The sequence below is a fragment of the Nonomuraea guangzhouensis genome, assembly GCF_019396345.1.
GTDB classification, from domain to species: Bacteria; Actinomycetota; Actinomycetes; order Streptosporangiales; family Streptosporangiaceae; genus Nonomuraea; species Nonomuraea guangzhouensis.
Window position 1 is genome coordinate 114,487 of the sequence record NZ_JAHKRM010000013.1, and the last position, 26,485, is coordinate 140,971.

25 protein-coding genes are annotated in these 26,485 nt (G+C 66.8%); 17 read left to right on the plus strand and 8 right to left on the minus strand.

Features of this window, described 5'->3' with window-relative positions; translation table 11 throughout:
• Window positions 1-490 precede the first annotated feature (490 nt).
• Window positions 491-3,316, plus strand: a complete 2,826-nt coding sequence (locus KME78_RS26810) for a tetratricopeptide repeat protein (RefSeq protein ID WP_219532115.1) — start codon at window positions 491-493, stop codon at window positions 3,314-3,316.
• Between the two features lie 69 nt (window positions 3,317-3,385).
• Here the strand turns inward: KME78_RS26810 and KME78_RS26815 are convergent, their stop codons facing one another.
• Window positions 3,386-4,108 carry a hypothetical protein gene (locus tag KME78_RS26815; RefSeq protein ID WP_219532116.1) on the minus strand — a complete coding sequence of 241 codons (723 nt, stop codon included), beginning with the start codon at window positions 4,106-4,108 and terminating at the stop codon, window positions 3,386-3,388.
• 162 nt (window positions 4,109-4,270) lie between these two features.
• Between KME78_RS26815 and KME78_RS68070 the strand changes: the two genes are divergently transcribed.
• On the plus strand, window positions 4,271-4,663 hold the full coding sequence (locus KME78_RS68070) for an HAD hydrolase-like protein (protein WP_372454945.1): 393 nt from the start codon (window positions 4,271-4,273) through the stop codon (window positions 4,661-4,663).
• Between the two features lie 281 nt (window positions 4,664-4,944).
• Here the strand turns inward: KME78_RS68070 and KME78_RS26825 are convergent, their stop codons facing one another.
• From KME78_RS26825 to KME78_RS26840, 4 genes are all read right to left on the minus strand, one after another.
• Window positions 4,945-5,919, minus strand: a complete 975-nt coding sequence (locus tag KME78_RS26825; protein WP_219532118.1) for a CU044_5270 family protein — start codon at window positions 5,917-5,919, stop codon at window positions 4,945-4,947.
• Window positions 5,916-6,524, minus strand: a complete 609-nt coding sequence (locus KME78_RS26830) for an RNA polymerase sigma factor (RefSeq protein WP_246651923.1) — start codon at window positions 6,522-6,524, stop codon at window positions 5,916-5,918. Before KME78_RS26830 ends, KME78_RS26825 begins: the two co-directional genes overlap by 4 nt.
• A gap of 181 nt (window positions 6,525-6,705) precedes the next feature.
• Complete coding sequence (locus KME78_RS26835) at window positions 6,706-7,176, minus strand: hypothetical protein (RefSeq protein ID WP_219532119.1); 471 nt, start codon at window positions 7,174-7,176, stop codon at window positions 6,706-6,708.
• Entirely contained in the window at window positions 7,173-7,763 is a 591-nt protein-coding gene (locus tag KME78_RS26840) for a nucleotidyltransferase domain-containing protein (protein ID WP_219532120.1), read from the minus strand. Before KME78_RS26840 ends, KME78_RS26835 begins: the two co-directional genes overlap by 4 nt.
• A gap of 491 nt (window positions 7,764-8,254) precedes the next feature.
• Here KME78_RS26840 and KME78_RS26845 point away from each other — a divergent pair, with 491 nt between their 5' ends.
• The 4 genes from KME78_RS26845 (at window position 8,255) to KME78_RS26860 (ending at window position 11,305) form a co-directional block, all read left to right on the plus strand.
• Window positions 8,255-9,091, plus strand: coding sequence for a hypothetical protein (locus tag KME78_RS26845; protein WP_219532121.1), 837 nt, complete (start codon window positions 8,255-8,257; stop codon window positions 9,089-9,091).
• The gene (locus tag KME78_RS26850) at window positions 9,088-9,714 is read left to right on the plus strand and encodes a hypothetical protein (protein WP_219532122.1); all 627 of its coding nucleotides are present in this window, start codon (window positions 9,088-9,090) and stop codon (window positions 9,712-9,714) included. Before KME78_RS26845 ends, KME78_RS26850 begins: the two co-directional genes overlap by 4 nt.
• 134 nt (window positions 9,715-9,848) lie before the next feature.
• Window positions 9,849-10,676, plus strand: coding sequence for an RpnC/YadD family protein (locus KME78_RS26855; protein WP_246651924.1), 828 nt, complete (start codon window positions 9,849-9,851; stop codon window positions 10,674-10,676).
• A gap of 179 nt (window positions 10,677-10,855) precedes the next feature.
• Window positions 10,856-11,305: a group II truncated hemoglobin gene (locus KME78_RS26860; RefSeq protein ID WP_219532123.1), complete on the plus strand. Its 450-nt coding sequence runs from the start codon at window positions 10,856-10,858 to the stop codon at window positions 11,303-11,305.
• A 167-nt stretch (window positions 11,306-11,472) separates the two neighbouring features.
• Here KME78_RS26860 and KME78_RS26865 read toward each other — a convergent pair whose 3' ends face one another.
• Window positions 11,473-12,180 (minus strand): hypothetical protein, encoded by a 708-nt coding sequence (locus KME78_RS26865; RefSeq protein ID WP_219532124.1) that lies wholly within the window; start codon window positions 12,178-12,180, stop codon window positions 11,473-11,475.
• A gap of 477 nt (window positions 12,181-12,657) precedes the next feature.
• Between KME78_RS26865 and KME78_RS26870 the strand changes: the two genes are divergently transcribed.
• The 3 genes from KME78_RS26870 to KME78_RS26880 are packed head-to-tail and all read left to right on the plus strand — an operon-like array spanning window position 12,658 to window position 15,582.
• On the plus strand, window positions 12,658-13,299 hold the full coding sequence (locus tag KME78_RS26870) for a TetR/AcrR family transcriptional regulator (protein WP_219532125.1): 642 nt from the start codon (window positions 12,658-12,660) through the stop codon (window positions 13,297-13,299).
• A complete protein-coding gene (locus tag KME78_RS26875) occupies window positions 13,296-14,792 on the plus strand; it encodes an FAD-dependent monooxygenase (protein ID WP_219532126.1) in 1,497 nt (498 codons plus the stop codon). Before KME78_RS26870 ends, KME78_RS26875 begins: the two co-directional genes overlap by 4 nt.
• A 25-nt stretch (window positions 14,793-14,817) precedes the next feature.
• On the plus strand, window positions 14,818-15,582 hold the full coding sequence (locus tag KME78_RS26880) for a class II aldolase/adducin family protein (protein ID WP_219532127.1): 765 nt from the start codon (window positions 14,818-14,820) through the stop codon (window positions 15,580-15,582).
• Window positions 15,583-15,747: 165 nt separating this feature from the next.
• On the opposite strand, the gene KME78_RS26885 is transcribed toward KME78_RS26880, so the two are convergent.
• Complete coding sequence (locus KME78_RS26885) at window positions 15,748-16,695, minus strand: GlxA family transcriptional regulator (protein WP_219532128.1); 948 nt, start codon at window positions 16,693-16,695, stop codon at window positions 15,748-15,750.
• 71 nt (window positions 16,696-16,766) lie between these two features.
• Between KME78_RS26885 and KME78_RS26890 the strand changes: the two genes are divergently transcribed.
• Window positions 16,767-18,029: an MFS transporter gene (locus KME78_RS26890; RefSeq protein WP_219532129.1), complete on the plus strand. Its 1,263-nt coding sequence runs from the start codon at window positions 16,767-16,769 to the stop codon at window positions 18,027-18,029.
• A complete protein-coding gene (locus KME78_RS26895) occupies window positions 18,026-18,685 on the plus strand; it encodes a peptidyl-tRNA hydrolase (protein WP_246651925.1) in 660 nt (219 codons plus the stop codon). The genes KME78_RS26890 and KME78_RS26895 overlap by 4 nt, the downstream gene beginning before the upstream one ends.
• Here KME78_RS26895 and KME78_RS26900 read toward each other — a convergent pair.
• Entirely contained in the window at window positions 18,675-19,640 is a 966-nt protein-coding gene (locus tag KME78_RS26900) for a DUF3616 domain-containing protein (RefSeq protein ID WP_308127147.1), read from the minus strand. The two genes, KME78_RS26895 and KME78_RS26900, sit on opposite strands and share 11 nt — an antisense overlap.
• Before the next feature lie 165 nt (window positions 19,641-19,805).
• On the opposite strand from KME78_RS26900, the gene KME78_RS26905 reads away from it, so the two are divergent.
• The 6 genes from KME78_RS26905 (at window position 19,806) to KME78_RS26930 (ending at window position 25,761) form a co-directional block, all read left to right on the plus strand.
• Window positions 19,806-20,615: a hypothetical protein gene (locus tag KME78_RS26905; RefSeq protein WP_219532131.1), complete on the plus strand. Its 810-nt coding sequence runs from the start codon at window positions 19,806-19,808 to the stop codon at window positions 20,613-20,615.
• A gap of 59 nt (window positions 20,616-20,674) precedes the next feature.
• On the plus strand, window positions 20,675-22,612 hold the full coding sequence (gene ftsH / locus KME78_RS26910) for an ATP-dependent zinc metalloprotease FtsH (protein WP_219532132.1): 1,938 nt from the start codon (window positions 20,675-20,677) through the stop codon (window positions 22,610-22,612).
• Window positions 22,613-22,641: 29 nt separating this feature from the next.
• A complete protein-coding gene (locus KME78_RS26915) occupies window positions 22,642-23,184 on the plus strand; it encodes a DUF937 domain-containing protein (protein ID WP_219532133.1) in 543 nt (180 codons plus the stop codon).
• Window positions 23,185-23,200: 16 nt separating this feature from the next.
• Window positions 23,201-23,782: a Maf family protein gene (locus KME78_RS26920; RefSeq protein ID WP_219532134.1), complete on the plus strand. Its 582-nt coding sequence runs from the start codon at window positions 23,201-23,203 to the stop codon at window positions 23,780-23,782.
• 10 nt (window positions 23,783-23,792) lie between these two features.
• Window positions 23,793-24,554, plus strand: a complete 762-nt coding sequence (locus tag KME78_RS26925; protein ID WP_219532135.1) for an EI24 domain-containing protein — start codon at window positions 23,793-23,795, stop codon at window positions 24,552-24,554.
• A gap of 136 nt (window positions 24,555-24,690) precedes the next feature.
• Window positions 24,691-25,761, plus strand: coding sequence for a DUF4192 domain-containing protein (locus tag KME78_RS26930; protein ID WP_219532136.1), 1,071 nt, complete (start codon window positions 24,691-24,693; stop codon window positions 25,759-25,761).
• Window positions 25,762-26,485: the final 724 nt, after the last annotated feature.

The following is a 26,485-nucleotide window of genomic DNA, read 5'->3' on the forward strand; positions in this document are numbered from 1 at the left end:
GACCGACCGACCGGTCGCCGCTGTTCTGGAGCTTGGCAGGGCGGTACCGCTGAAGAACGACGATCTTGCGCTGCTCGCCCAGGCCTGGTTGATCCTTGCGCCGTCACGCGTACAGATGCGTGCTTACCCGCCCGTGTCCGAACGCCCGGCCTCGATGTGAGTCGCACCAGCGTATGTCCGTGTGCGGCGAAACCACGCCAGCAGATCATGACCTGCCGCAATCCGTGCCGTTCAGATCAGCACTCTCACCTGTTCCGGTGCAGGAAATACCGCCGGTATGCCACGGCGGCAGGCTGGCGGCGCAGGTAGCACCAAAGAACATCCGCTTACGGTCTCCTCGCCCGAATTGTCACGAAACATCATTCCGTCTTCACATCGAATGCGCGCGATCTCCTCGGTCGCGCACTTGGAATCGATCCATGATGTTGGTGATCAATGCCTGATGTCGGTTAGCCTTGGGTATTGCTGTCGCAGTTTGACCAGGGGGTGCATGATGCACATCAGGCGTTCCCGCCAATCCGCCATCGTGATAATGCTCGGATGCCTCGCCACCGCGGTTGCTGCGCCCTCGATCCTTACTGCACTCGGTGTGACGGATAAGTGGCTGATCGGACTGACAACGGGGATAGTGACCTTCCTGGGAGCAGCAACAGGGGCGTGGCGGGAGCGGGCGGCCAAAGTATTAGCGTACCGCGAAGAGCATGCAATAAAGATCCAGCATGGGTGTCTCGTGCTGGCCAATGGAAAGTGGCCTAAGGTTCACCAGATCAGGGATCCGATCGCGTTCGGAGTGCATCCCACGATCACACTGAAGGAGCACCCTAAGCCTGCGGACAAGGTGCCCGATTATATTCCGCGAGATGTTGACGGGGAACTGAGGGAGCGTCTTGCGACGAGAGGCTTTGTTCTTCTGGTTGGCGATTCTGCCGCTGGCAAGTCACGCACTGCTTACGAAGCAATGCAGGCGACCCTTCGTGACCACACGCTCATTTCTCCATGCGAGAGATCGAGCCTGGATGCAGCCATAGAGCATATGAGTACCCTATCCAAAGCCGTTTTGTGGCTGAACGATTTGGAAGGCTATCTCGGCACTGGCGGGCTGACCAAGGAAAAAGTAGTTAGACTTGTTGGCGGTGAAGACCATAGGAGGGTCATATTGGCGACAATAAGATCTGCCGAAGAATCACGGTTGACGATTGAAATGACGGACTCGGACGAAGCGGATCGATTTTCAGGCCGCCGCACACAACAAGTCTTGGAGCAAGCTTATAGAATAAGAATCGATAGGCGGTTTGGCGCGGCAGAGCAAGAACGGGCTAGGACGAGATCATGGGACCCTAGGATTAGTAGGGCTCTAGAGCATGTGGATACGTATGGTATAGCAGAATACCTGTCTGCGGGCCCCCAAATTAACAATGCGGTGGAAAATTCGTGGGCGCCCGGGGGTCGCCCCCGGGCTGCAGCGTTAATTGCCGCAGCGATCGACTGTCGGCGGTTAGGGTTCGTTGGCCCCGCCCCGAAATCTTTGCTCGAAGAGCTTCATGAGCACTATCTTGTGGAACGCGGTGGCCACCTACTGTTGCCAGAGCGTCTCGAGTCGGCTTGGGGATGGGCGACGCAGAGCTTAGGCACGACTGTCTCTCCTCTGTCGATAGCCTCTGACGGAGAAAGTGTTGAGGTATTCGATTACCTGGTTGACATGCGGCAACGCAAGGACGATATCGGCGGCGATGTTCCAGACTTTGTCTTCGAAGCTTGTCTAAACTATGCGGATGAGTTCAACTCCGAATCACTGGCCGATACGGCCCAGCGGCTAGGGCGTTATCAAATCGCCGAGAGTGCCTGGTGTAAGGCCGTCGCGCTGCGTGTGGACAATCTCGGCGAGACTCATCCCGATGCTATGGCAACGCGGACAAGACTTGCCCGACTCCGAGGCGCTTTCGGGAAATCCAGGATTGCTCTGGAAGAACTGAACAACGTCATTAAAACTCAAGAGGATACCTTAGGCCATGCGCATCCGGACACTATTACGAGTCGAGGGGTTCTCGGCCATCTCCTCTTCACGCTGGGACGGCTAGACGATGCGGAGCATGAACTTAAGTTTGTCTATGAGTATCGCGAACGGGTCCTCGGGTATGAGCATCCTGAGAGCCTTGTTATTCGCAGCGAACTTGCCCAGGTGCACGCCGAGCAGCGACGTCTCGCAATAGCGGAGATAGAAGGTAATGCGACACTCGAAGCTCAACGCCGTGTCCTCGGTCTTGAGCATCCGGATACCCTCTCAACACTTGAGACCGTCGCGAGCATTCATTGGTATCAGGGCCGGCTCAGTCAGGCAAGGGCTGAGAACGATGAGCTTCTTTCTATTCAGCTAACAGTATTGGGGAAAGATCATCCGGATCGCTTGACCGCGCGTAATAATCAGTCAACTGTCCTCTGGTACCAAGGACACCTGCACGAAGCAGAGGCCGAACTACGAGCCGTGTTGAATGTACGACTAAAAGTTCAGGATGAACAGCATCCATACACGCTCATCGCGCGCGACAATCTTACCGGAATTCTACGCGATCTTGGCCAGCTTGATGAAGCTGAGCGTGAATGCCGCAAAGTAATTTTTATGAGGGAGAGGGCTTTGGGGGGTGAGCATCCGGTGACATTAATGAGCCTGAACAAACTCTCCTTCCTGCTCGCTGCCATGGATCGGTTCGATGAAGCGGTCGAGGTGCAACGACTAGTGTTTTCAGGTAGGAAGGCCGCGTGGGGACTAGCTCACCCTCAGACGCTGATAAGCGTCAGCAACCTCGCGTTTTTTCTCGATCGCTCGGGCCGCGAGGAAGATGCCTTGGCAGGCTTGCGAATCGCCGTAAATGCAAGAAATGAAGTGTTGTCTAGCAAGCATGCTGGTAAAGAATCGATCGAACCCTGGTATGTAGGCGGTTTCAAGGGGCCTTGGGCGGAGCTTCGGTCGATCGTTGATCGATGCGGCGCGGAGCGCGGACCCCAGGATATTTTCGCCATAGTCGCCTTGGACAGTGTTGGTCGCGTGTGCAGGGATCTCATGCGGTTTCAACAAGCGGAGACAGAACTGCGTGCCGTAGCGGAGCTTCGCAGCGAGCTTCTGGGCAATAAGAGTAGAAAGGCTTTGCGAAGTCGGTATCGGCTGGGAATGGTGCTTATTGAAATGGGGCGGACTGACGAAGCTCTTACGTTGTTTCGCAGAGTATTCCGTATGCAGCTAGATTCGTTGGGTAGTGCACATTCGGACTCGGTGGATACTGCCAGCTTGATTTCACTGCTGACTCGAAATCGTCAGTGAGTCCGAGATCGTGATCTGTTGATGGCCCGGCTGGCCGGGGCGATGACCTGCCCGGAGTCCTTCGCCTGATCATCTCGCCCATTGCGGGCAGAACTCCACATGGAACTGGTCCCAGTCATGCTCCTCCAGATCCGGCCAGTCGTAGAGGCTGCGGCAGACGTGGTAATTGCAGGCGCCGGGAACGTAATGCTCCGTCGCGGCGTGGGGCGGCCCGTCCTTGGTGACGGCGAAGATCTCCTGTGCCGCTTCCCGGAACGCCGTCGTGCTGCCCGTCAGGAACAGGGTCTCCGCGTAAACGGCCTGGTGAAGCAGGTTGCTGTGCTTCGGATCGCTTCGTGCTGAGGCCTTGAGCCCGTGGTCGGCCGACAGGTCTCTTCCCGGGATGCTTGCAGTGCGTAACTCTCGGGGAGCGTTCCCCGCGTTGATGCGCTCCCGCAGTTGCTTCCACCGGGAGGGCCTGAACTGCACCGCGCGATGGGCCAGCACGAGGTCGAGCCGCTTCTCGTCGTCCCAGCCGACCCCGTCCCCGGGAGCGGTCGGGGTGGTACGCATCGGCAGGTAGATCAGGGATCGCGGGGATCGCGCCGCGAGCAGCATCAGAGTGCCAATGCGTCGGCCGTCCGTCCGGTCCGCATACATCTCGTACCAATCTCGGGCCTTGTAGAGTGCCCCGTTCTTCAACGGTCTAGCCGGTCGGATCACCCGGAAATCCGTGCCGCCGAGCCGCCCACGCTGGACGGCGACTTTCAGCCTCAGGTCGTCGCGTGTGAGGGCGGCTCGCGAAGCAGCCATCCAGACGTCTCCTCTATACGTTGAACTCCCATCCGGATTGTCTCGATCATGGACGAGGAGGACCACTTGATAAACGGCGGGCAGCTGCGGGTCGTGAAACCTGTCATATGTGGTTGAGGCGGGCACGGAGGTGAAACCAGCGGCCGCCGAACGTTGTCATCCTTGAAAGAGGGCTGCCCGATCAACACCGCGACAGGAACATCCAGCGTAGTTCTCGCTCGTCCCCGCCAGACCGGCGACCAGACTGACCTACACCCTGACCGTACTGTGCTGATCGGAGACACGCCTCAGGACGTCATCGCGGGCAGGCACGGCGGGGTGAGGGCGATCGCCACCGCATCTGGCAAGAGCAGCGCCAGACGGACGGTTCCGGGCGGCGACGTTCAAGATCTTGTTGTCGGTCGTCCTCTGCTACGACTTCGTCCTCACGATGCCGCGAGCTGTTGGAGGAGGGTGCGGGCGAAGGACGCTGCGGCCTCGTCGTCGTCACGGCTGGCGGACATTGGAAATGTCCTAGCGGGAATCGTCGCGTTCGGTGCATCGGATATTCGCTGAATGGGATTTGTTTTCCCGAGCTCCGGTTGCACCGGCGTTCTCGCTCGGCGCCGAGGTTTCAGGAGATGGGAAGGACAACCGTCGAGGGGTGGTGTTCGTCGTGAAATATCTCCTGGTCGGCCACCCGCATCGCGGTCGCGATCGGTCCCCCTGTCCCCAGGTCGCGGTTGTCCTTGGGCCCCGCTCGCGGATACCAGCGGGTCAGCGTGGCCGGTAGTGGCCAGGAAGGCAGGTCCGGCTACCGGCCCGCAGGACGGTGATCAGGGCGCCGGCTGGCGTCGTTATGGGACGTCTCCCGCGTGGTCGGCGATTCCGTAGGCCACCTGGGCTACCGAGGAAACCACCTCGCCCGGTGTGAGGCGGGCGAACGGGGACGACTTCTCCGCACCTCCGAGGTAGATCAGGCGTCCGCCGAGCAAATCGTAGCTCTTCGGGTCGATGAGGATTTCACGCCGCTCCGTGTCGGCGTCCATGTACAGTCCCATGCCTTCCCTGCCCACCACATCGCGTACCTTCTGCTCCACACCCACCCCGTCCAGCTGAGAGAGGACGGTATAGAGGGCGGCACGCAGGCGAGCCGCCGGAGCGCCTTCCTGGAGAATGAGCGAGACACGCGAGAACACCGCTCGCTCGCCACGTAGAGGAGTGGCCTCTTCCGTATCCTTTTGCAAGCTTCGCCGCAAGGCGGATGGTTCCAATGGGAGCGAGCGCAGATAGTCGGGGTCGTACCGAAGATGTGGGTCTGCTCCCCCGTGAATCCTTGTGACCGTCTCGCTGCCTTCCTCCCGTCGCGCTCTTTCCTTGCCGTCACCCCGGATCCATTGTTCCTCGACATGCCGGGACTCGGTTGTCGACGGCTTTTGGGAGGTGTTCATCACCTTTGGAGAGCGGTAGAAGTCCCTCTTGACGTAGATCCACTGGTCGGCACGGGGGTAGACATCGGTCGTACCCGCCGCTGCCGCAGTCGCCCGCTTCGCGAGTGTCTCCGCGTTCGCGACCGGAACCCACGCCGGGGGACTGACGGTGCCTCTTCCGGGGGTGTCCGTGCCGAGGTTCTGGACGACGGTGACGCCGGCGGTGATCGCGAGTGCGAGGGCGCCGGCGGCTGCCACGCGGAACACCATGCGGGGGAGCCTGCGGGGGCGGGGAGCGGGAGTCATCGAGGCGAGCAGCCGGCGGCGTGCTTCGCGCAGATCGCGGTCTTCTGTCTGCCGCACCTGCGAACGCAGGTCGCGGACGATGTCCAGGTCGTTCATCGGGCCTCCTCGATCACGTCGGTGGGGTTGCTGCCGCCCAGGGCGTGGGCGATCTTGCGGCGGCTGCGGGACAGCCGGGAGCGTACGGTGCCGACGGGTACGTCCAGCGCCTGTGCCGTCTCCTCATAGGTGAGATCGCCCCAGGCGATCAGCAGCAGTACGTCGCGCTCGCCACGGCCGAGCTTCGCGAGAGCGGCGGCCAGCAGTTCGCGAGTGGCCGAGGCCGTGACCTGGGCAACCACCTGATCGTCGAAGGCCGCAGCCACGGGGTCCTCCCCGGTGCGGGCGAGCGCCCGGTATCCACGGACCTCCGCCCTGCGGTGGGTGCCGATGATGTTGGTGGCGATCCCGTACAGCCACGGCAGGGCGTCGCTACGGTCGAAGGCGTACTTGTGCCGCTTCTCGAACGCCCTGGTGAACGCCTCGGCGACCACGTCCTCAGCGTGGTCGGGGCCGAGGCGCCGTACGACATAGCGATGCAGGACGGCGGCGTGCCGGTCGAAAACCTCGGCGAACCGCTCCGGGTCGTGCAGCGAGGCCTTGATGACCGCCGCGTCCGCGTCAGGCGTATGGTCGCGTATTCGCATCTGTGCTGGTGCGGTCATGTGGAGCGTCAGGCTCGGCAAGGCCGGCTCTTCGTGGGGAGTGGATGTCACGACTGTACTTATCCGGATGCCCGCAAAGGGTTCCAAACGCGGGTAATCACGTCGCCGCCCGGGATCCCGCTACTCCGCAACCTCTGGCTCTTGGTCAGTAAGGGCCAGGCGGGGATCATCGATAACGGTTTCACAGGACGAACGGTGACAGGTGATGAAGCGCCTTGTCCGCCGCGTCTACGACCGCGGTCGCGGCCGGAAGGTCGTCGCGGACGGTGTCCTCATCGATCCAGGTCGTCGTCGTCGGATACTCGCTTTCGTGCCGGGTCGTACGGATGCGATCAACCGGGCGGAGGATCGCTCCCATGGAGGCGCCGAACTGCGCGCGGGCGGCATGCTGCACCGCCACATGGCCACCGGTTGTCGTCGCCCGCAGGCCCTGGATCTGGAGAAGCGCCGCCAAAGACTTGCGGACCGAGTCATGCAGGGCCGCGTACGCGAGATATGGATCTGTGTGGGCAAGTGCTTCAGCGCTGACCAGGTGCTGCCGGGCGGTCGCGAGCATCCGCTCGGCGAGTTCGGCATCCGCGACGACCTGGGTGAGTTCGCGTCGTTGTAGCATGCCGATGATCTCGTCTCTCCCGCGCGCCCAGCTCGTCATTCGCCATCTCCCATGGGTATCGGTACGGGCACCTGGGGACGGCTGTGCAGTTCGCGGATGAACCCGTCCTCGTTGGCTTCCCACCGGGCACGAGTGATGACCACCGTGTTGACCTCGCGTGCGAGCCTGGACCTTGCGCGGGCGGTCGCCTCATGGAGATCATCGCGATCGGGGCGGCCGATGACGAGGAGGTCGATGTCGACCGGGGCGGGGCCGGGCTCTCCGCGCATGCGTGCCGCCCACGACCCGAAGACGGCGGCTTCCTCGACCCCGTTGAGGCGGGACAGTTCTTCGGCGAGGACTTGGGCCGGGCCGAGGGTGATGGTGACGAGGTCGCGCAGCGGCCCGTAGAAGGGGGCCGTCTGGTTGGCCCGGACCAGTTTGGTGCGTCCCACGTGACGCGAACTGAGGACGCCGGCTTGTTCGAGCCGGGACACCTCGCGGGCCATGGTGCCGCTGTCGGTCTCGGCGGCTTCGGCCAGCTCGCCGACGGAGTTCTCCGTGTCGCCGACGTACGTGTGCGTCAGCACGGCGCAGGTGATCCGAGAGCGGAAGATCGGGAAGATCGACGGCGGTGGTTGCTGCATGCCTGGATCCTTCGTCAGGGGCATGCGTGACAGAATGATCACGCTCTGTATGTACTGTCAAAAAGCCAGGATATTCTGACTCTTTGACAGATTACCTGGTCGATGGCGAGGGCGGAGTGGTCCTGACTGGTCTGCTGCTCGTGATCGCTACCAGGGACCCACGTGGACGCGGCTTCGAATCCGCTCAACCCTTGGGGTTAGGCGCCGAGCAACTCCGGACTATTCAGCCCAAGTTGCTGACGGGGTGACAGCTCGCGAACCTCGGCTCGCCACCCAGCGCCATTCCGGGTCAAAGGCACCGGAGTGCAGGGCCAGCGCACCGAGATACGACTAGCTCTCGCATCCGTACATCGTCGCCGCGGTCGAAGCTCAGGAAGCCAACCTGACCTCACCGTAACCAATAATTGCTCTACGTATGCTTAGGTGGACCTTTGACAGTTTGTGTGCCGGAGTGGGGTTAAAGGGTGTCAAGGTACGGTTGGCGTCACACGGTGTTCGCGCCTGTGGTGGGCTTGCTGCTCTCCGCGTTGCTGCTGATGGCCGGAGCGGTGGGATCGCTGCTGAAGTCCGTAGGCGCGACCACGGCCCCGCCGGCCGCGGAGCTCGTGGTCACGCTCATTTTCGCGGTGTTCGTGACCACCGTGCTCAGGATCGCCAGGGCCGTACCGGACATCCAGCGGGAGAGCGCCGCGACGGCGCGGGCCGTCGCGAACGTCCAGGCGGTGAAGCCGACCGAGGACACGCTGGTGGGGCGGCGGCTCAAGCTGTTCAAGGAGGCGGCCGAGGCCGGGAACGACTGCGAGGCGGTGCTGAGCGCCCGGTCCGCGCTGGACGACAGCGAGATGGCCAACAAGCACCACCTCGACCACGCGCTCATCTGGGCGCTGCCGGTCTTCGGATTCATCGGCACCGCGCTGACGATGGCCGGGATGGTCAGCGCGTTCTCGAACGCCCTCGACAGCCAGGGCGACCCCAGCGTACTGATCACCGCGCTCAAGCAGCACGTGCTGCCCGAGCTGGCGTCCGCGTTCGGCGTCACCTTGATCGCGCTGTTCCTGAGCGTGCTCGCGTTCGGTGCGATGGCCCTGACCGAGCGGGCGGAGCGGGCCGGCGTGGTGGCCGCCGATGAGGTGTTCCTCATCTATATCGCGCGCCTGCCCGCGAAGCAGGCGGCTCCCGCCATGCACGGGCTCACCCAGGAGCTGGCCCAGTCCAGAGGCAGGACCGAGGAGCTCGTCAAAGGCCTGGACGCGCTGCGCACCGCGGTGGAGCGGCTGAGCGCCGCCGAGAGCCGGCCGCAGAAGTACACCCTGGTGAGGGAGAAGTGAGGAAGCGACCCGGCCGATCGTTCGCACCGCCGCTCGACCTGCGCTTCATCGACCTGTTCATGGCCATCGTCCTGGCGCTGTCCTTCGTGGCGATCATGCTGACCGTCGTGGCGCGGATGCTGCCGACGGACGTCGCCTCGCCGCCCGTGCGGCAGGAGAAGAGCGTGGCCCAGCTGAAGAAGCAGCTCGACGCCGCCGTGGTGGCCAAGCAGAAGGCCGAGGCCGAGCTCCGCACCACGCAGGCGCAGATCGCCGAGCAGACCGCCTTCGCCCTGCCGTGGTGGCTGATCGGGTTCTGTGCTCTGCTCGGTGTGCTCACCGTGTTCATGACCTGGCGTATTCGGCTGTGGAACAAGGGGAATCTGCCGCGGCTGCGGAGCTGGCTGATGGTCACCGTGGTGGTGGCCGCGGTCACGGTGGTGATCAGGTCGCTGAGCGACAGTGACGGCAATCTGCTGCTCGCCGAGATCCCCTGGTGGGCGGCCGACGCCCTCTGTCTTGGGCTGTTGCTGGTCGCGTACGTGTTGATCTCCGACATCCGGGCCAGCCACGCCACGCTCGGCGAGATCAGGGTGCGGTCTCTCGGGCCACCATCGGCTTCGCCTCCCAGCGCTTCGCGTTAGTGGGTGGGAGGGACTTGACCAGCTAATAGCCATCACTTTTCGTGCTTGTGATGTAACAATGAGTCATGCCATCTCCTCCACATGACACCCTCGTCAAGCTGTTCTCCTGCCGACCTCAACTGGCGGTGGAGATCATGCGTGACTTCCTGGGGGTGGACCTGCCCGCCACTCCGCTGGTCCGACTGGAGAAAGCCACCTTCAATACCCGGCCTTCCGACGATATCGAGGCCGACCTGGTCGTCGTGCTGGGGCCACCGCGGCCTCCTGCCCACGCCATCATCGTGGAGATCCAGCAGGACAAGTCCAAGGCTCCCCAGCAGCTGGCTCGCTACGCCGCCGCCCTGTGGCTGATGCTGGGCTGCGATGTCTCGGTCTTGGTCGTCTGCCCCGACCGTGCGGCCGCGGCCTACTACGCGCAGCCGGTCGAGTCCGGGCTGACCGGCTACCGCCTGCAACCCTGGGTGCTGGGGCCGGATGACATTCCGGCGATCATCGACCCTCAGGAGGCCGCCGCCCACCCGGATCTCGCGGCCATGTCGGTCATGGTCCACGGCCGCAACCCCAAGGTCCTCGAGGCGTTCACCGCTGCGTTGGCTGGCGTGGACGATGAACACGCTCCGGATTACTTCGAATACGCTTACAGCATGTCCGCGCCCGAGATTCGCCGTCTTATGGAGGAGATCATGAAGTCCGCGTCCACCGAATGGCCGGTCTACAGTCCCTTCGCCCGCGAGCACTTCGGCCGCGGCAAGGCAGAAGGCATGGCAGAAGGCAAGACGGAGGGCAAGACCGAAGAGGCTGGCAGGTCGGTGCTGCTCGTGCTGGCTGCCCGTGGCTTCGACGTTCCCGACGACATTCGCGACCGGATCACCACCTGCGCGGACCTTGAACAACTCGAAACCTGGCTTGCCCGAGCGGCCACCGCCCACACCCTTCAAGGTTTGTTCGACGAAGTGGGCTGAGTGCGGGGCGTCTGGTCGGCGGCGGGCCCGACCACCTGCTCCGTACGATGACCATGACCGGACCCCGGTTCTGGATCGGCGGACCAGACCACTCCGGAACATCACGCTGTCTCTGGACCATTGTCGCGCGTCCGGAGCCAATCTAGCGCTTGGGTGAGGGATCGTGTAATGATGTAATCATGGAAACTCTCTTTGAGCACGCGGGCGGCCAAGAAGGGCTCCACAGGTTCATCGACATCTTCTACGGGAGTCTCTTATCCGACCCACTGCTCCAGCCATTGTTCGGCGAAGGACTTCCGCAGCACGTGGCGCATCTGACGGCCTTCACCGCCGAGACCTTTGGCGGGCCCGACACTTTCTCCCTGGAAATGGGCGGGTTTTCCAGGCTGATCGATGCGCATCGGGGGCTGAAGATCACTGAGGCGCAGCGGCAGCGGTTCGTCGAGCTGTACATGGCGGCCGCTGACCAGGCGGAGCTGCCCGACGACGCGCCTTTCCGGGAGGCGCTGCGGTCCCATGTGGAGTTCGGGTCGAAGGTGGCGATGCAGAACTCTCACGCCGAAACCGACGACCAGCTTCACCCGCTTCGGGAGGTTCCGCAGTGGGGGTGGTCCGAGCCGGGTCAGTAGTTTTCACCGTCGCGAGCCACTCCGACGAGTTCTCCCCGTCACCTGGGCGGCAGGCGAACAACTCTCTTGGAAAGTCGTCGAAAGGGTGGCGGCCGCCCAGGCCCGGGCCTGGGCGGGTTTTCGGGCAACTGCGATCAGCGCAAAGCCCGTGGTCCGCGTCGCGAACCCTACCTGTGCTGTAGCAGCAGGGTGAATAACACATTGGTGGCCGTGCTGAGCACGAACATGGTCACCGCGACGATCAGGTCATCGCGCTTGCGTGACAGCAGGCCGCCCTGTGAGCCCTCCGGGACGTTGATGATGACCGCCTGCGTGAGGCCGGCCCCGAGTCGCTTCCACAGATACTTGAATCCCAGCCCCAGGACCAGCGGAACCATCGTGACCGGCAGCAGGCTCAACCACACCGGGCCCGAGGACGAGCCGAGGAAGCCGCCCGCGATCGCCGCGCCGACGATCGCCGCGACCGTTCCGACGGCCAAGCCGGGGATATGGGCGAACTGTGCCCAGGTGCGCTTTCTTTCCTTGCAGATCTCCCTGATCCGGGCCGCGTCGTTGGCCGTCTCGTCCACCCGATAGCGGAGCAGTAGGGCCGTCGCCGAGGAGAGGGTCAAGTCCATGATCTTGTCTTTGGTCACGGGGTCGCGCCGGATCATCCTCACTATCTTCAGGCCCGGGGTCATCTTTGTACCGAGGTCGGCGATGTCCGCCGAAGAGGTGGATTCGTACACGACGTAGTTGGAGTCGGTCCAGATGCTGGAATAGGACCCGGTCTGCTCGAATATCTTGGCGAGCTGCTCCAGTTGCTCGCGGTGGAGCTTTGTCGGCCCGAGATTCTCTTTCCTTGGTGTTCCCAGGCATCGGGAGGTGATAGCCACTAGGCTGCCTTTCGATCTTCGTAGTGGTACTGACTGGCTGTTCAGGCCCCCCAGGCGCCGACTCCGAAGCGGCCGAGTTGGTTAGCGCGCCTGTCCATCTCCCAGAATGGGATTCTGTCGATCATCCGCATGGGTGAACAAAGTGGACATCAAGGTAATGTGTGCATAGTTCGCCCATGTGCTTATAAAGCGTCATTCTTCAGGGTTTATGAAGTGACGCTTGATCCTAGCCGATGATCGCATATGTATCGCGTAATCTCTTCGCGTTTGCGGGAGGGGGAGTTGGTTGGGTGGTTATGTCCTCTTGGGTGCTGAGTGTTACGTGGGCGGCGAGGGTGGGCTTTATTCACGTTGATGTTCGGGAATGCCCTTTCCCGCTTCTTTGTGATCGGAAGATTGCCTATTGGTCTGCGTGGGGCTAGATGTTGCGCACTCAGAAAATTTGCCGAGTCCGCAAAGTTCTGTACCCTAGGAGCCATGACCGGGCTACGCGAACGCAAGAAGCAGGCGACCCGCGACGCTCTGATGACGGCCGCGCTCCAGCTCGCTCTGGAGCGGGGTCTCGAGAACGTGCGGGTCGAGGACATCGCCGAGGCGGCGGGAGTGTCGCCGCGGACGTTCAACAACTACTTCTCCAGCAAGTACGAGGCGCTCGCCGCCCGCCACACCGACCGGATCAGACGTTCGGCACAGGTGCTGCGCGACAGGCCGCCGGGCGAGCCGCTGTGGGAGGCGCTGACGCGGGCCCTGCTGGCGCCGTGGGAGGGCGCGGGCCGGACGATGCTGCCACCCGGCCCCGAGGTGCGGGAGCCCCTGCGGTTGCTGACCAGTGCGCCCGCCATGGAGGGGGAGTCGCTGCGGCTGCTCTTCTCCGCCGACGGCGAGCTGGCCGCGGCCGTCGCCGAGCGCACCGGGACCGACCCCGAGCGCGACTTCTACCCGCAACTGGTCGCCACGACGGTGATCGGGGCCACGCAGGCCGCCGTCCGCTACTGGCTGAGCGTCGAGCCCGCCGTGCCGCTCCTACCCCTGATCGAAGAGGCACTGCGGCAACTCGCCGCCGGCCTCCCCGACCCGTCCACCCAGCCCGACCCAATGAGGCGAGGAGTGCCCCAATGACCGCGGATGTCGTCATCGCCGGTGGTGGCCCCAACGGGCTGATGCTGGCCTGTGAGCTGGCCCTGGCCGGAGTACGGCCGATCGTGCTGGAGCGGCTGCCGGAGCGGAGTCAGGCGCCCAAGGCCAACGGCATCATCGGGCAGGTCGTCAGGCTGCTCGACCAGCGCGGCCTCTACCAGCGCTTCCTGGGTGTCACCGAGCCGCCGCGGCCGATCCCGATGTTCCTGTTCGGCGCGCTGCCGCTCGACCTGGCCGGGGTCGAGGGCAACACGATGTACGGCATGGGCATCAAGCAGGCCCGTCTGGAGGAGCTGTTCGAGGAGCGGGCCCGTGAGCTGGGCGTGGAGATCAGGCGTGGGCGGGAGCTGACCGCGTTCACCCAGGACGAGGAGGGCGTGACACTCGAACTGGACGGCGGCGACCGGCTGCGCACCCGCTATCTGGTCGGCTGCGACGGCGCCCACAGCACGGTCAGGAAGCAGGCGGGCATCGGCTTCCCCGGCACGAACTCCGCCTCCATCACCTCGCGTGCCGCCCACGTCGTCTTACCGACCGCGACGATCCGGATGGACCGTGCCGAGCTGGACCTGCCTGGCGTGGGCACGGTCAGCCTCTACGCCTGGCACCGCACCGAGCGTGGCGCGTACGGCCTGCTGCCCCTGAGTCCCGAGGTGCTGACGATCAGCTGCGTCGAGTGGGACGGCGACGATCCCGGGGAGGACGTCGAGATGACGCTCGGCGAGCTGCGCGAGAGTCTGGCCAGGGTGCTGGGGGCCGACATCCCGCTGGCCGCCCCGCCGGGGCCGGGACCGCACCTGCTGCGCCGCCTCACCGGGCGCAACACCCGGGTGGCCGACCGCTTCCGCGCGGGCAGGGTGCTGCTGGCCGGGGACGCCGCCCACGTGCACTCGGCGGTCGGTGCGCCGGGACTGAACCTGGGCCTGCAGGACGCGGCCAACCTCGGCTGGAAGCTGGCGGCCACGGTACGCGGCACGGCGCCGCCCGGCCTGCTCGACAGCTACGAACGAGAGCGTCACCTGGCCGCCGATCGGGTGACCACGCACAGCAAGGCCCAGCTCGCGCTCATGTCGCCGGGGCCGGAGGTGACGGCGCTGCGCGAGGTGTTCGGTGAGCTCCTCAAGGATGAGAGCGCCCGTAGCCGTATATCTGCGCTCATGTCGGGTGCGGATGTCGCCTATCCCACGGCCGCCCCCGCACACCCGCTGACCGGCCATTTCGTCCCGGACCTCGAGCTGGAGCCTGTGTCTCTGGCCACGCTCATGCGGACGGGCCGGCCGCTTCTGCTCGACCTCGACGGAGGCCTTCAGGAGCCGCTTCGGGCGGACACGTGGGGCGACCGGATCGACGTGGTCACGGCCAAGTGCTTGGCGCCGCCCGCCGACGCGCTGCTGATCCGCCCGGACGGGTACGTGGCCTGGGCCGGCACCCCGGACGAGTCACTGGACGAGGCTGTCAGAACCTGGTTCGGTTAACCTGATCCGGACTCTAGGAGGGCTCATGCCGGAGAACCTGATCTTTCGCCTGCCGCCGACGTTCGAGACGGTCGAGGAGGAGCGGCGGCATCGCAAGGAACGCCTCGCCGCCGCCCTGCGGATCTTCGGCAAGCTCGGCTTCGAGGAGGGCGTCGCGGGGCACATCACCGCCCGCGACCCCGAGGTGACCGACCACTTCTGGGTGAACCCGTTCGGCATGTCGTTCAAGCACGTCCGGGTGAGCGATCTGATCCTCGTCAACCACGAGGGCAAGGTCGTCGAGGGCCGCTACCCCGTCAACGAGGCGGCCTTCGCCATCCACTCGCAGGTGCACCAGGCCAGGCCCGCCGTCGTGGCGGCCGCGCACAGCCACTCCGTGTACGGGCGCGCGCTGTCGGCGCTCGGGCGGGTCATCGAGCCGATCACGCAGGACGCCTGCGCGTTCTACGGTGACGTGTCGCTCTTCGACGACTACACGGGCGTGGTGACGGACCTGGAGGAGGGCAAGCGCATCGCCGCCGCGCTGGGCGGCAACAAGGCCGTCGTCCTGCGTAACCACGGGCTGCTGACCGTGGGCGACACCGTGGACGCGGCGGCGTGGTGGTTCATCACGATGGAACGCTCGGCGCAGGTGCAACTCGTCGCTCAGGCGGCGGGGCAGGTGGTGCCCATCGAGCCGGACAACGCGGCGCTCACCCACCGGCAGATCGGCAACGACCTGGTCGGCTGGATCAACTACCAGCCCCTGCACGACCAGATCACCCGCGAACAACCAGACCTCTTCGAGTGATCCGGCCCCACGTGGCCGGGCTTTCTGGAAAACCCCTTCCATCCGTTACGGCAAAGCCGCCCCCACCGCCACCCGCCGCACGTGGCTGAGGGCCTCCAGGAAAACGCCCGCTGAACCCGCACGGGGCCGGCCGCCGTTACGTGCGTCCACTTGACCGTGGCTTCCCTAGCGCCGGAAGGTGTGCCGATAGGTCAGCGGCGCGACCCCGACCGCGGCGTGGAGGTGCTGCCGGAGCGAGACCGTGGTGCTGAAACCGGCTCTGCGGGCCACTTCCTCCACGCCCGCGTCCGTGGTCTCCAGGAGGTGCCTGGCGTGGTCGACGCGTTGTTTCGTCAGCCATCGCGACGGGCTCATGCCGGTTTCCTCGCGGAAGCGCCTGGTGAAGGTGCGGACGCTCATCCTGGCGTGCTCGGCCAGGGCGTCCAGGTCGAGCGGCTGGTCCAGGTGGGCGAGCATCCATGTGCGGGTCGGCGCCGTACTGGTGCCGGTCGGGTCGGGGAAGGGGCGGTCGATGTACTGGGCCTGGCCGCCTTCCCGCCAGGGAGGCATGACGCAGCGGCGGGCCGCCCGGTTGGCCACCTCGGTGCCGAAGTCGCGCCTGATCACGTGGAGGCAGAGGTCCAGGCCGGCCGCCACGCCCGCCGAGGTGAGGATGTCGCCGTCGTCGATGAACAGGACCGAGGGGTCCAGCTCGACCCTGGGGAACAGCTCGGCGAAGCGGGGAGCCTCGCGCCAGTGCGTGGTGGCGGGGCGGCCGTCCAGCAGGCCCGCCGCGGCCAGGACGAACGCGCCCGTGCAGATCGACATGATCCGCTCGTGGCCCTGCAGCGCCTCGCGCAGGTGGGGCGGGATCGTGCCGTCCTTCATCGCGCGTCCCGCGTGGATGCCGGGGACCAGAACGGTGTCGGCCGTGTCCAGAACGTCCAGGTCGTGGTCGGGCAGGACGCTGTATCCGGCCGAGCAGCGGACCGGCTCGCGGCCGGGGGAGCAGGTGACGACCTCGTAGAGCTTCTCGCCCGACGGTGACTCCGCCGACCAGAAGACCTGACCGGGAACGCCCAGGTCAAGCGGGGCGAAGTGGTTCAGGACGAGGACCGCGACGCGATGGGCCATGGCCGGATTCTTGCATATATTGGCTTTCCGGCCACTCGCGGCATCAAGTGTGGATAAATCAGGATTAGCGGATGACCATAAGCACCACCACCCGCACCAGACGGCTGCATCGGGCCTGGTTCGTCGCGGCCGTCGCGTTCGTGGCCATCCTCGGCGCCGCCGGGTTCCGCGCCACCCCCGGCGTGCTGATCAACCCGCTCCAGGCGGAGTTCGGCTGGACCAAGGGCACGATCTCGCTCGCGGTGTCGGTGAACCTGGTGCTCTACGGGCTGACCGCGCCCTTCGCGGCCGCGCTGATGGACCGGTTCGGGATGCGGCGGGTGGTGTCCCTGGCGCTGCTGCTGGTGGCCGCCGGCAGCGGGCTCACGGTGCTGATGACGGCGAGCTGGCAGCTGCTGCTGTTCTGGGGCGTGTTCGTCGGGCTCGGCACGGGCTCCATGGCGCTGGTGTTCGTGGCGACGGTGACCGACCGCTGGTTCGTCAGGCACCGCGGGCTCGTCACCGGCGTGCTCACCGCGGCGGGCGCCACCGGGCAGTTGGTCTTCCTGCCGCTGCTCGCTCAGCTGGCCGAGGGGCCGGGCTGGCGGGTGGCCTCGCTGACCGTGGCGGGAGCCGCGCTGGCCGTGGTGCCGTTCGTATGGTGGCTGCTGCGCGACCATCCGGAGGACGTGGGCACCACGGCGCTGGGGGCGGAGCCCGGCACGGTCCGTACTCCGCCCGTCCAGGTGAACGCGGCCGTGAGAGCACTCACGGTGCTCAGGTCGGCGGCGCGGACCCGGGCGTTCTGGTTCCTGGCGGGCGGCTTCGCGATCTGTGGAGCCAGCACGAACGGCCTGGTCGGCACCCACTTCATCCCCGCCGCGCACGACCATGGCATGGCCGAGCCGGTCGCGGCGGGACTGCTCGCGGTCATCGGGATCTTCGACGTCGCGGGCACGATCGCCTCCGGCTGGCTCAGCGACAAGGTGAATCCGAAGATCCTGCTCGGTGTCTACTACGGGCTGCGCGGCCTGTCGCTGATGGTGCTGCCCGGCCTGTTCGCGGCGACCGCCGAGCCCAGCATGCTGATCTTCATCGTGTTCTACGGGCTGGACTGGGTGGCGACCGTGCCGCCGACCGTGGCGCTGTGCCGCCGGATCTACGGGGCGGACGGGGCAGTGGTGTTCGGCTGGGTGTTCGGCTCGCACCAGATCGGCGCCGCGTTCGCCGCCGTGGGCGCCGGGCTCACCCGCGACCACCTGGGCGCTTACGACCTGGCCTGGTACGCCTCGGGTGCGCTCTGCCTCCTGGCCGCCGGCATGTCCCTGGCGATCGGGCATGCTAAAGGGCGATGAACGAGTCTGAACTGATGGTCCTGCCCCTGGTGGTCAGGATCGAGAGAGCGACGCCGCCCGAGCGTACTGACGCGCTGGAGGCGGCCGCGATGGCGGTGCTGAGCCTGCTCGACGACCCCGGCGAGTGGGGTGAGGAGCTGCACGCCTGGCAGTCCACCGGCAAGATCCGCAAGGTCGTGCGCCGGGCCAGGGGAGCCGAGTGGCGCAGGGCGGTCGCCCTGCCCGGCCGCACCATCGAGCACCGTACGGCCGAGGTGCGCGTGCACCCGCCCGTGCCGCTCGACGACTGGCCGAGAGACCTCGCCAGGCTGCAGGTTTCGGGCACCGAGCTGACCGACGGCGGCGAACTCACGCCCGCGGAGCCGCCGATCCTGTGGGCCAACCCCGGGCTCGCCATGTCGGCGGGCAAGGCCATGGCCCAGGCCGGGCACGCCGCCCAGCTCGCCTGGTGGGCCAGCGACCAGGCAGAGCGTGCCGCCTGGCGGGCGGCCGGGCTGGGCGTGTCCGTGCGCACCGCGGCGGCGGCCGACTTCGAGTCGATGGTGGCGGCGGGGCTGCCGGTGGTGCGCGACGCCGGGTTCACCGAGATCGAGCCGGGCTCGTGTACGTTCGTCGCCGACGCGCCGTGGCTGTATGGGCGGGTCGCTAGATCGTGATCACGTCGGCCAGGACGCCGCCCGCCGGGGTGATCCGCTCGGGCGACGGGCTGTCGTAGACGATCATCAGTCTGCCGTCCGGCAGCAACGCCATCCCCTCGGGATGGTCGCAGCCGATGCCGTACGGCAGCTCGGCGACCGTCTCCAGCTCCTCCGCCGGGACCACGTCGCCGGCCCGGTGGACCCGCCAGCGCAGGACGCGTACCGGCCCGTCGAGGTCCATGGTCGGCCCGGCGAGCAGCAGCACGTCGCGGCCGTACGGGCACAGGTCCCGCACGCCCAGCCCGCCCAGGTTCAGGAAGTGCTTGCGGTACGGTGCGCTCAGCCGCAGCCTGCCCGGCTCGGTCTCGACCGGACTGATCTCCAGGACCACCGCCCAGCCGCGCAGCACCGGGCCGCGCAGGCCCAGGTAGACCCGCTCGTCCAGCACCGCGATGCCCTCGACGTCGAGGCCGTTGTCCTTGCCCGGCAGCGCGAGGAACGGCGCGAGGTGCGGGTCGTCTTCCAGGTGGGCGGCCAGGTTGTGCCGGCCCGACAGGATCGCTCCCGGCAGCGGGGCGTTGGTGGCGGGGTCCAGCGGCAGGCGTACCAGGACGAAGCGGTTCTCCTCGCGGATCACGCTCGCCAGCCGTTTGACGGCCTTGGCCGGGTCCTTCGACTTGACGCGGCGGCGCTTGAGGCTGTGTGAGCCGACGGCCCACAGGTGGCCGTCCGCCCGGGCCAGGCCCTCGATGTCCGCCTCGTCCTCCGGGCCCGCGGGGAGCGGTACGTAGTCGGCCAGCCGGAAGGTGCGCTGGCCGCCGTAGTGTGCCCCGGACCAGGCCAGATGCTCGATGGTGGCGGTCTCGTCACCGGCTACCCACAGGCCCGTGCCGTCGTGCCGCAGTGCGGAGAGGTTCGTGTGCGTTTCGGAAGCCTGAGAGGCCGGGTCAAATCGGAGCTCCACCTGTTCCACGAAGCCATGATTGCACTTCGGTAGCTTCATAAGCGGAATGCTGGGATTTGTCGTACGCTCCCGATCGTGCTCGATGGGGATGATGGGACCAAAGGTTCCCGTGTGAGAACTGCTGCCAGACCGGGAACCCCTGCTTCTCCGCCCAGGCGCTCTCGCATCGGCGACATGCGGATGCGGGATGTATACCGGGGGCTCGCAGTGGCGACCGCGGTGGCGGTCGTCGCTGCCACGCTGGTCATGCTGCTCCCGTCGCGGCCGGACGAGGTCGCCGCACGGCCGGTTGCCGCGCCATCGACCGTGCCGGCCTCGTCCGGGCCCGCCCCTTCTGCCTCGGCTTCAGTCTCGGCCGAACCGTCGGCGACGCCTTCGGCGGCTGATTCCGCGACCGCGGCGCCCGCTCCCCGGACGACGCCCTCTCCCGGCTCGTCGCTGGCGCCCGGGTACACGGCCATGGAGGCCCTGTACGCCGATCGCAGGCTCCCCAAGCTGCCGAAGAAGCCCGGGCGGGTGGCGATGGCCAAGCCCGGCAAGCGGGTGTTCCAGGACAAGCGCACCGGACTGGCCGTGCCCAGGCTCGCCAAGCCGTGGAAGGCGCACCACGCGGCGCCGTTCACCAGCAAGCAGGTGCTCCCGCTGCGGCGCGGCTCGAACCAGCGGGGCATGCTCGTCACCTGCCCGCTCCCGATCGAGGCGCAGAAGTCGGTGCGCGACACCGCGCTGCTCGCCGCCCGCTGGACGCTCAACCATCACCCCAAGGGCGCGCGGATCCGCTGGCTGGCCTCCCAGCCGGACAAGGGCGGCTGGCTGCTCGTCTATCAGGTGCGGTACGGCAAGCACGTCTCCCGGGCGGCCGTGGTGGTGCTCGACGGGGGAATGGCCAAGCCGGGGCTGGCGTTCGTGACAGTGCCGGACTCACAGCGGACCAGGTGGCGTGACATCACGCGCGTGGTTTCCGGGGTGCGTGTTCTAGGCTAGAAGATCATGGTGCGGCGATATGGGGGAGTGACGCCGTGGAACGCTCAGGTCAGCCAAAGGTGCCTGACAAGCGCTCGGGCAAGCCGCAGGCGCCTGACAGGGAGAAGCCCAAGCCGCCCTGGCGCGCGGAAGGGCTGCCCGGCTCGGCCGGCGGCGGCCGCCCGAAGATCAACTGGTGGCGCTTCGTCATCACGCTGCTCGTCGTCTACGCGGCGTTCTTCCTGGTCTCGTCCTTCTTCGACTCCGGCTCCGTCGAGACCGTGTCCTACACCGAGTTCACCAAGCAGGTGACGTCGAAGAACGTCAAGGACATCTACGCGACCGGCCTGTCGGTCGAGGGCGATCTGCGGGCCGCGGCAAAGGACCCCGACAGCGGCAACAAGTCGTACACGAAGTTCAAGACGGAGATCCCCGCCTTCGCCAACAACGACCAGCTCTACCAGCAGCTGGAGAGCTCCGGGGTCGACATCAAGGCCGATCCGATCAACGGCGGGCGCGGCTTCTTCCTCAACCTGCTGCTCTCCCTGTTCCCCGTGCTGCTGCTGGCCGGGCTCTGGATCTGGGTCATGCGCCGGGGCGCCAGCATGATGGGCGGCGGCGGGCTGGGCGGCCTCGGCAGGTCCAAGGCGGCCAAGCCGGTCGAGGCGGGGCAGGTGCGGGCCACGTTCGAGGACGTGGCGGGCATCGACGAGGTCGAGAACGAGCTCGTCGAGATCGTCGACTACCTGAAGGACCCCGACAAATACCGCAGGCTCGGCGCCAAGCTGCCCAAGGGCGTGCTCCTCGCCGGGCCTCCCGGCACCGGCAAGACGCTGCTGGCCCGCGCCGTGGCCGGTGAGGCGAACGTGCCGTTCTTCTCGGCCAGCGCGTCGGAGTTCATCGAGATGATCGTCGGCGTGGGCGCGTCACGGGTGCGCGACCTGTTCGAGGAGGCGCGCAAGGTCGCCCCCTCGATCGTGTTCATCGACGAGATCGACGCCGTCGGCCGGTCCAGGGGCGGCGCCGGTGGCATCGGCGGGCACGACGAGCGCGAGCAGACGCTCAACCAGATCCTCACCGAGATGGACGGCTTCTCCGGGGTCGAGGGCGTCATCGTCATCGGGGCCACGAACCGGCCCGAGATCCTCGACCAGGCCCTGCTGCGGCCGGGCCGGTTCGACCGCACGGTCCAGGTGGGGCTGCCCGACGCCGCCGGCCGTACCGCGATCCTGGCCGTACACAGCAGGAGCGTGCCGCTCGACGGCGAGGTCAGCCTCGACCAGATCGCCAAGACCACGCCCGGCATGACCGGCGCCGACCTCGCGAACCTCGTCAACGAGGCCGCGCTGCTCGCCGCCAAGCGCGGCAAGGAGAAGGTCGGCATCGCCGACTTCGCCGATGCCCTGGAGAAACTGCAGCTCGGCGCGGCCCGTAGCATCGTCATGCCGGAGGAGGAGCGCACCAGGACCGCCTTCCACGAGGCCGGCCACGCGCTGCTGGGCATGCTGCAGCCGGGCGCCGACCCGGTCAGGAAGATCTCGATCATCCCGCGCGGGCGGGCGCTCGGCGTCACGCTGTCCACGCCCGACACCGACCGTTACGCCTACGACGAGCAGTATCTCCGCGGGCGCATCACCGGCGCGCTCGGCGGCATGGCGGCCGAGCAGGTTGTGTTCGGCGTCATCACCACCGGCGCCGAGAACGACCTGGAGCAGGTCACGATGATCGCCCGCGGCATGGTCGGGCGCTGGGGCATGTCGGAGAAGGTCGGCCCGCTGACCATCCTGCCCAACGACGGCCAGCCCCCGCAGGCGTCGCCCGCCATGCTCGCCACCGTGGACGAGGAGGCGCGGCGGATCGTCGACGAGTGCTACGAACGCGCGCTGCGCGTCCTCAGCGACAACCGCGACAAACTCGACGCCATCGTCGCCGCCCTGCTGGAGCACGAGACGCTCGACGAGGTCAGTGCCTACGCCGCCGCCGGGCTTTCCGGGACCTTGGACAAGGCCGGAACGTAGCTAGACGCCGTGCCGGGCACGTCTACTGTGTGACACTCCACGACGAGCTTCTCTCAGAGCTCGGCGATGCCGGGCTGGAGGAGGTCGCCGGGCTGCTCGGCACCGATATCGCCACGGCCCACAACACGCTCACGCTGGTGTCCGGAACGATCGTGGGCGGCCTGGCCCGCAACGCCGCGCACCCTGACGGCGCGGAGGCGCTGCGCGGCGCGCTGGACGACCATGTGGACGCGGACCCGTTCAACGGCGACGTGGCGTCGCTGTCGCGTGACGGGCTGAGCATCCTGGGGCACGTACTCGGCGGGCAGGGCACCGAGCAGGCGGCCGAGGAACTGTCCCGGTTGGTGGGGGTGGATTCCCGCTCGATCATGAGGCTGCTGCCCCTGGTCGCGCCCATGATCATGTCGTTGCTGGCCGTACGGGCGACCCGCGGGAGCATGGGCACCGAGGCCGTCGCCGAAGCCCTGAACCAGGAGGACGCCACGCTGCCCGACGAGCTGCGACACCTGCTCGCCGGCATCTTCGACAACGACTCCATCGACACACCCGGGCAGCCGAACCTCGATCGGTGAACGGTAAGCTGATGCGGTGATCGTCCTGGCCTCAGCGTCCCCCGCCCGGCTGGCCCTGCTCCGCAGCGCCGGACTCGACCCCAAGGTAATCGTCAGCGGTGTCGACGAGGAGTCCTACTCCGCCTACTCGCCCGCGGCGCTCGCCCTAGAACTCGCCAAGGCGAAGGCGGCGGCGGTCGCGAGCGGGCTGGACGAGGGACTGGTCATCGGCTGCGACTCCATCCTCGAGCTCGACGGCAGGCCGTACGGCAAGCCGGCCACGGCCGAGGAGGTGGCCGAGCGGTGGCGGATCATGCGCGGCCGGACCGGACGCCTGGTGACCGGCCACTGCGTCATCGACGTACCCGCGGGCCGGCAGGTGGCCGAGGTGTGCACCACCGTGATCCACTTCGGCATGCCGTCCGACCAGGAGATAGCCGCCTACGCCGACTCCGGCGAGCCGCTCGGCCTGGCCGGGGCGTTCAGCATCGAGGGGCGGGGCGGCTGGTTCGTCGACGGCATCGAGGGCGACCACGGCAACGTGCTCGGCATCTCGCTGCCGCTCGTCCGCAGCCTGTTCGACGAATTGGGCTACGCGGTGACCTCTTTCTGGCGCTAGCCTGCCGGGCATGCGATCAGTGCGCGACTTCGTGGCGGGTGTCGGCTTCTTCCTGCAGGGTGTGGGCTGGGTCGCCAAGCACGGCCGGTGGTGGCTGTTCGGGTTGATCCCGGCGCTGCTGGCTTTCGTGGTTTATGTGGTGGCGCTGATCTTCCTCGGCACGAACGCCACCGATATGGCGGAATTTCTTACCCCATTCGCCGACACGTGGGGGTGGCGGGACCTCTTCCGGACGATGATCGCGATCGCGCTGGTCCTCGGCGGGTTGGCGCTGGCGGTGCTGACCTTCACGGCGCTCACGCTGGCGGTGGGGGAGCCGTTCTACGAGAAGCTGTCGGCCACGGTGGATCCGCTGCCGGGGGCGGAGGAGCAGCCGTGGTGGCGGACCCTGCCCCGGTCTCTACGGGACAGTCTGGTGACGTTGGGCTATGTGCTGCTTTTCACCGTGCCGCTGTTCTTCCTGGGGTTCGTGCCGGTGGTCGGGCAGACGGTGGCGCCGGTGCTGGGGGCCCTGGTCTCCGGGTTCTTCCTGACGGTGGAGCTGACGACGCTGGCGTTGGAGCGGCGGGGGATGGCGCGTAAGGAGCGGTTCGCGCTGTTGCGGGGGAACAAGGCGGGGGCGCTTGGGTTCGGGGTGGTGGTGTTCCTGCTGTTCCTGGTGCCGTTCGTGGCGGTCATCGCGATGCCGGCGGCGGTGGCGGGGGCGGCCCTGTTCGTCCGCGACCGCCTTGGTCCCGACGCCCACTCCCTGACCCCTCAGCCTCGTCACTGACCGCTGGCTCGCACCGCCTGTTGACCACGACCGCTCGACACGGTCGTCCACAACCCTGCTCCACCTTCACCCCGTCATCCCCAGAATGCGGTTCGGCGCGTCGTGGACCCCCTCCGCCCAGGCACCCTCATGCCTCATGACGACCAACGCCTCCGAGCCCTGCCTGACCCTGACCAGCCCCACCGACGTCCTGGCCGCGGTGCCCTATCTCGTGGGCTTTCACCCGGTTGACAGCCTGATCGTGCTCGGCCTCGCCCATGGCCAGGCCAAGGTGGCGACCCGCTGGCCCCTGCCCTTCCCGCCGGGCACGCTCGACCCGTTGGCCGCGCTGTTCGAGCGGGAGGCCATCACCCACATCATCGTGATCGGCTACGGCCCCGGAGACCGGGTCACCCCGGCCGTGGACGAGGCCCGCCACCTGGCCGCCAGGTCAGGCGTCGGCGTGGACGAGGCACTACGGGCAGAAGACAGCCGCTACTGGTCCTACATCTGCGACACCCCGCACTGCTGCCCACCCGAGGGCACCCCGTACGACCCCACGACCACCCAGATCGCCGCCGAGGCGACCGTGCACGGCCTGGTGGCCCTCCCCAACCGCCAGAGCCTGGAACGCACCATCGCCCCCATCACTGGCCCCATCCGGGTCGCGATGCGCCGCGCCACAGCAGAGGCCGTCGCCGACCTGCGCACCAGACTGATGGACAGCACGGACGTGAACGCGTTCGCCCAGCAGTTCGTCGCCCGGGGCATCATCAGAGTCCGCGCCGCCCTGGCCACCCACGCCGCAGGTGGCCGCCTGGACGACGCGGAAGCGGCCAGACTCGGCCTGGACCTGGCGGTGATCAGAATCCGCGACGAAGCCTGGACCCTCGCCAGCGACACCCACGCCACCCTCTGGAAAGATCTCACCCGCCGCCTGGAGCCGCGCTTCATCCCACCGGTGGCGTCCCTGCTGGCCATGGCCTCCTGGCGGGCCGGCGACAGCGTCCTGGCCACCATCGCCCTCGAACGCGCCCTGACCACCGACCCCAGCTACTCGATGGCCAACCTCCTCATGCACGCCCTCCAGCAACTTCTCTCCCCGGCCACCCTGCTCGACCGCCTCCCCACCCCGGCCGAACTGGACACCGCGATGGGCCCTGTTCACGCGGGCTGGCTGATCCCCCTGATCAACATCCTCGACGAAGACCACGAAACGGCGGCCTGACCTGTGCACCTCATCCCGCAGCCCCACACCCAACCGGCCCTGCCCTCAACCGGCCCTGCCCTCAACCGGCCCCACCACCAACCGGCCCCCGTCGGCCCCACCACCAACCGGCTCCCGTCGGCCCGGCCACCTGCCGGGCCTGACCACTGACCGACCAGATGGCCATCGACCGGTCGAGACCGGGACCCAAACTAACCAGCCTGGTCCGGCTCCTGGCCAGCCTCGATTTCGGGACTGAAGAACTTACAACGGTGCGTCAGGGGGCAGGGGCCTCGCCGACCGCCCGGATTGTCCGGCGAGACTCCGTCACTTCAGGCGTTTGACCCTGAGGCGGTGACCCTTCGTGTTTTGGACGGTCCTCTTACCGAGGGCGGACTTGAGCGGGATATCTACCGTGTGGCTCCAGCCGGCACCCACTATGGGGGTGCCCGCAGAGCCGCCAGCGCAGTGCGTCAGATCAACTCGAACAGTAACGGTGGTTGGTGTCTCCACCGCTTCGGCTCGACCGACTTTCGTGCAGGGAGTGCCCCTGGGAATCCCGGCCACACCCATGACCTCCGCAGTCAGAACGGTGCCTTCCCGGGAAAGGCTCACCTGGTTAACGGGCGTGTCCACGGTGTACTCGCGGGGCTCACCCCGACTGCTGCAAGAGCAGAGGATGCTGAGCGCCAGGAGTACGCCCGTTGCCTTCCTCATGGTTGCCTCAATTACTGGTACTGCCGCC

Excerpts from the sequence above, each read along its gene's own strand:
- KME78_RS26810 (WP_219532115.1), top strand. The coding sequence starts at position 491 with ATGATGCACATCAGGCGTTCCCGCCAATCCGCCATCGTGATAATGCTC.
- KME78_RS26815 (WP_219532116.1), bottom strand. The coding sequence starts at position 4,108 with ATGGCTGCTTCGCGAGCCGCCCTCACACGCGACGACCTGAGGCTGAAA.
- KME78_RS26825 (WP_219532118.1), bottom strand. The coding sequence starts at position 5,919 with ATGAACGACCTGGACATCGTCCGCGACCTGCGTTCGCAGGTGCGGCAG.
- KME78_RS26830 (WP_246651923.1), bottom strand. The coding sequence starts at position 6,524 with ATGACCGCACCAGCACAGATGCGAATACGCGACCATACGCCTGACGCG.
- KME78_RS26835 (WP_219532119.1), bottom strand. The coding sequence starts at position 7,176 with ATGACGAGCTGGGCGCGCGGGAGAGACGAGATCATCGGCATGCTACAA.
- KME78_RS26840 (WP_219532120.1), bottom strand. The coding sequence starts at position 7,763 with ATGCAGCAACCACCGCCGTCGATCTTCCCGATCTTCCGCTCTCGGATC.
- KME78_RS26855 (WP_246651924.1), top strand. The coding sequence starts at position 9,849 with ATGCGTGACTTCCTGGGGGTGGACCTGCCCGCCACTCCGCTGGTCCGA.
- KME78_RS26860 (WP_219532123.1), top strand. The coding sequence starts at position 10,856 with ATGGAAACTCTCTTTGAGCACGCGGGCGGCCAAGAAGGGCTCCACAGG.
- KME78_RS26870 (WP_219532125.1), top strand. The coding sequence starts at position 12,658 with ATGACCGGGCTACGCGAACGCAAGAAGCAGGCGACCCGCGACGCTCTG.
- KME78_RS26875 (WP_219532126.1), top strand. The coding sequence starts at position 13,296 with ATGACCGCGGATGTCGTCATCGCCGGTGGTGGCCCCAACGGGCTGATG.
- KME78_RS26880 (WP_219532127.1), top strand. The coding sequence starts at position 14,818 with ATGCCGGAGAACCTGATCTTTCGCCTGCCGCCGACGTTCGAGACGGTC.
- KME78_RS26885 (WP_219532128.1), bottom strand. The coding sequence starts at position 16,695 with ATGGCCCATCGCGTCGCGGTCCTCGTCCTGAACCACTTCGCCCCGCTT.
- KME78_RS26890 (WP_219532129.1), top strand. The coding sequence starts at position 16,767 with ATGACCATAAGCACCACCACCCGCACCAGACGGCTGCATCGGGCCTGG.
- KME78_RS26895 (WP_246651925.1), top strand. The coding sequence starts at position 18,026 with ATGAACGAGTCTGAACTGATGGTCCTGCCCCTGGTGGTCAGGATCGAG.
- KME78_RS26905 (WP_219532131.1), top strand. The coding sequence starts at position 19,806 with ATGCGGATGCGGGATGTATACCGGGGGCTCGCAGTGGCGACCGCGGTG.
- KME78_RS26925 (WP_219532135.1), top strand. The coding sequence starts at position 23,793 with ATGCGATCAGTGCGCGACTTCGTGGCGGGTGTCGGCTTCTTCCTGCAG.
- KME78_RS26930 (WP_219532136.1), top strand. The coding sequence starts at position 24,691 with ATGACGACCAACGCCTCCGAGCCCTGCCTGACCCTGACCAGCCCCACC.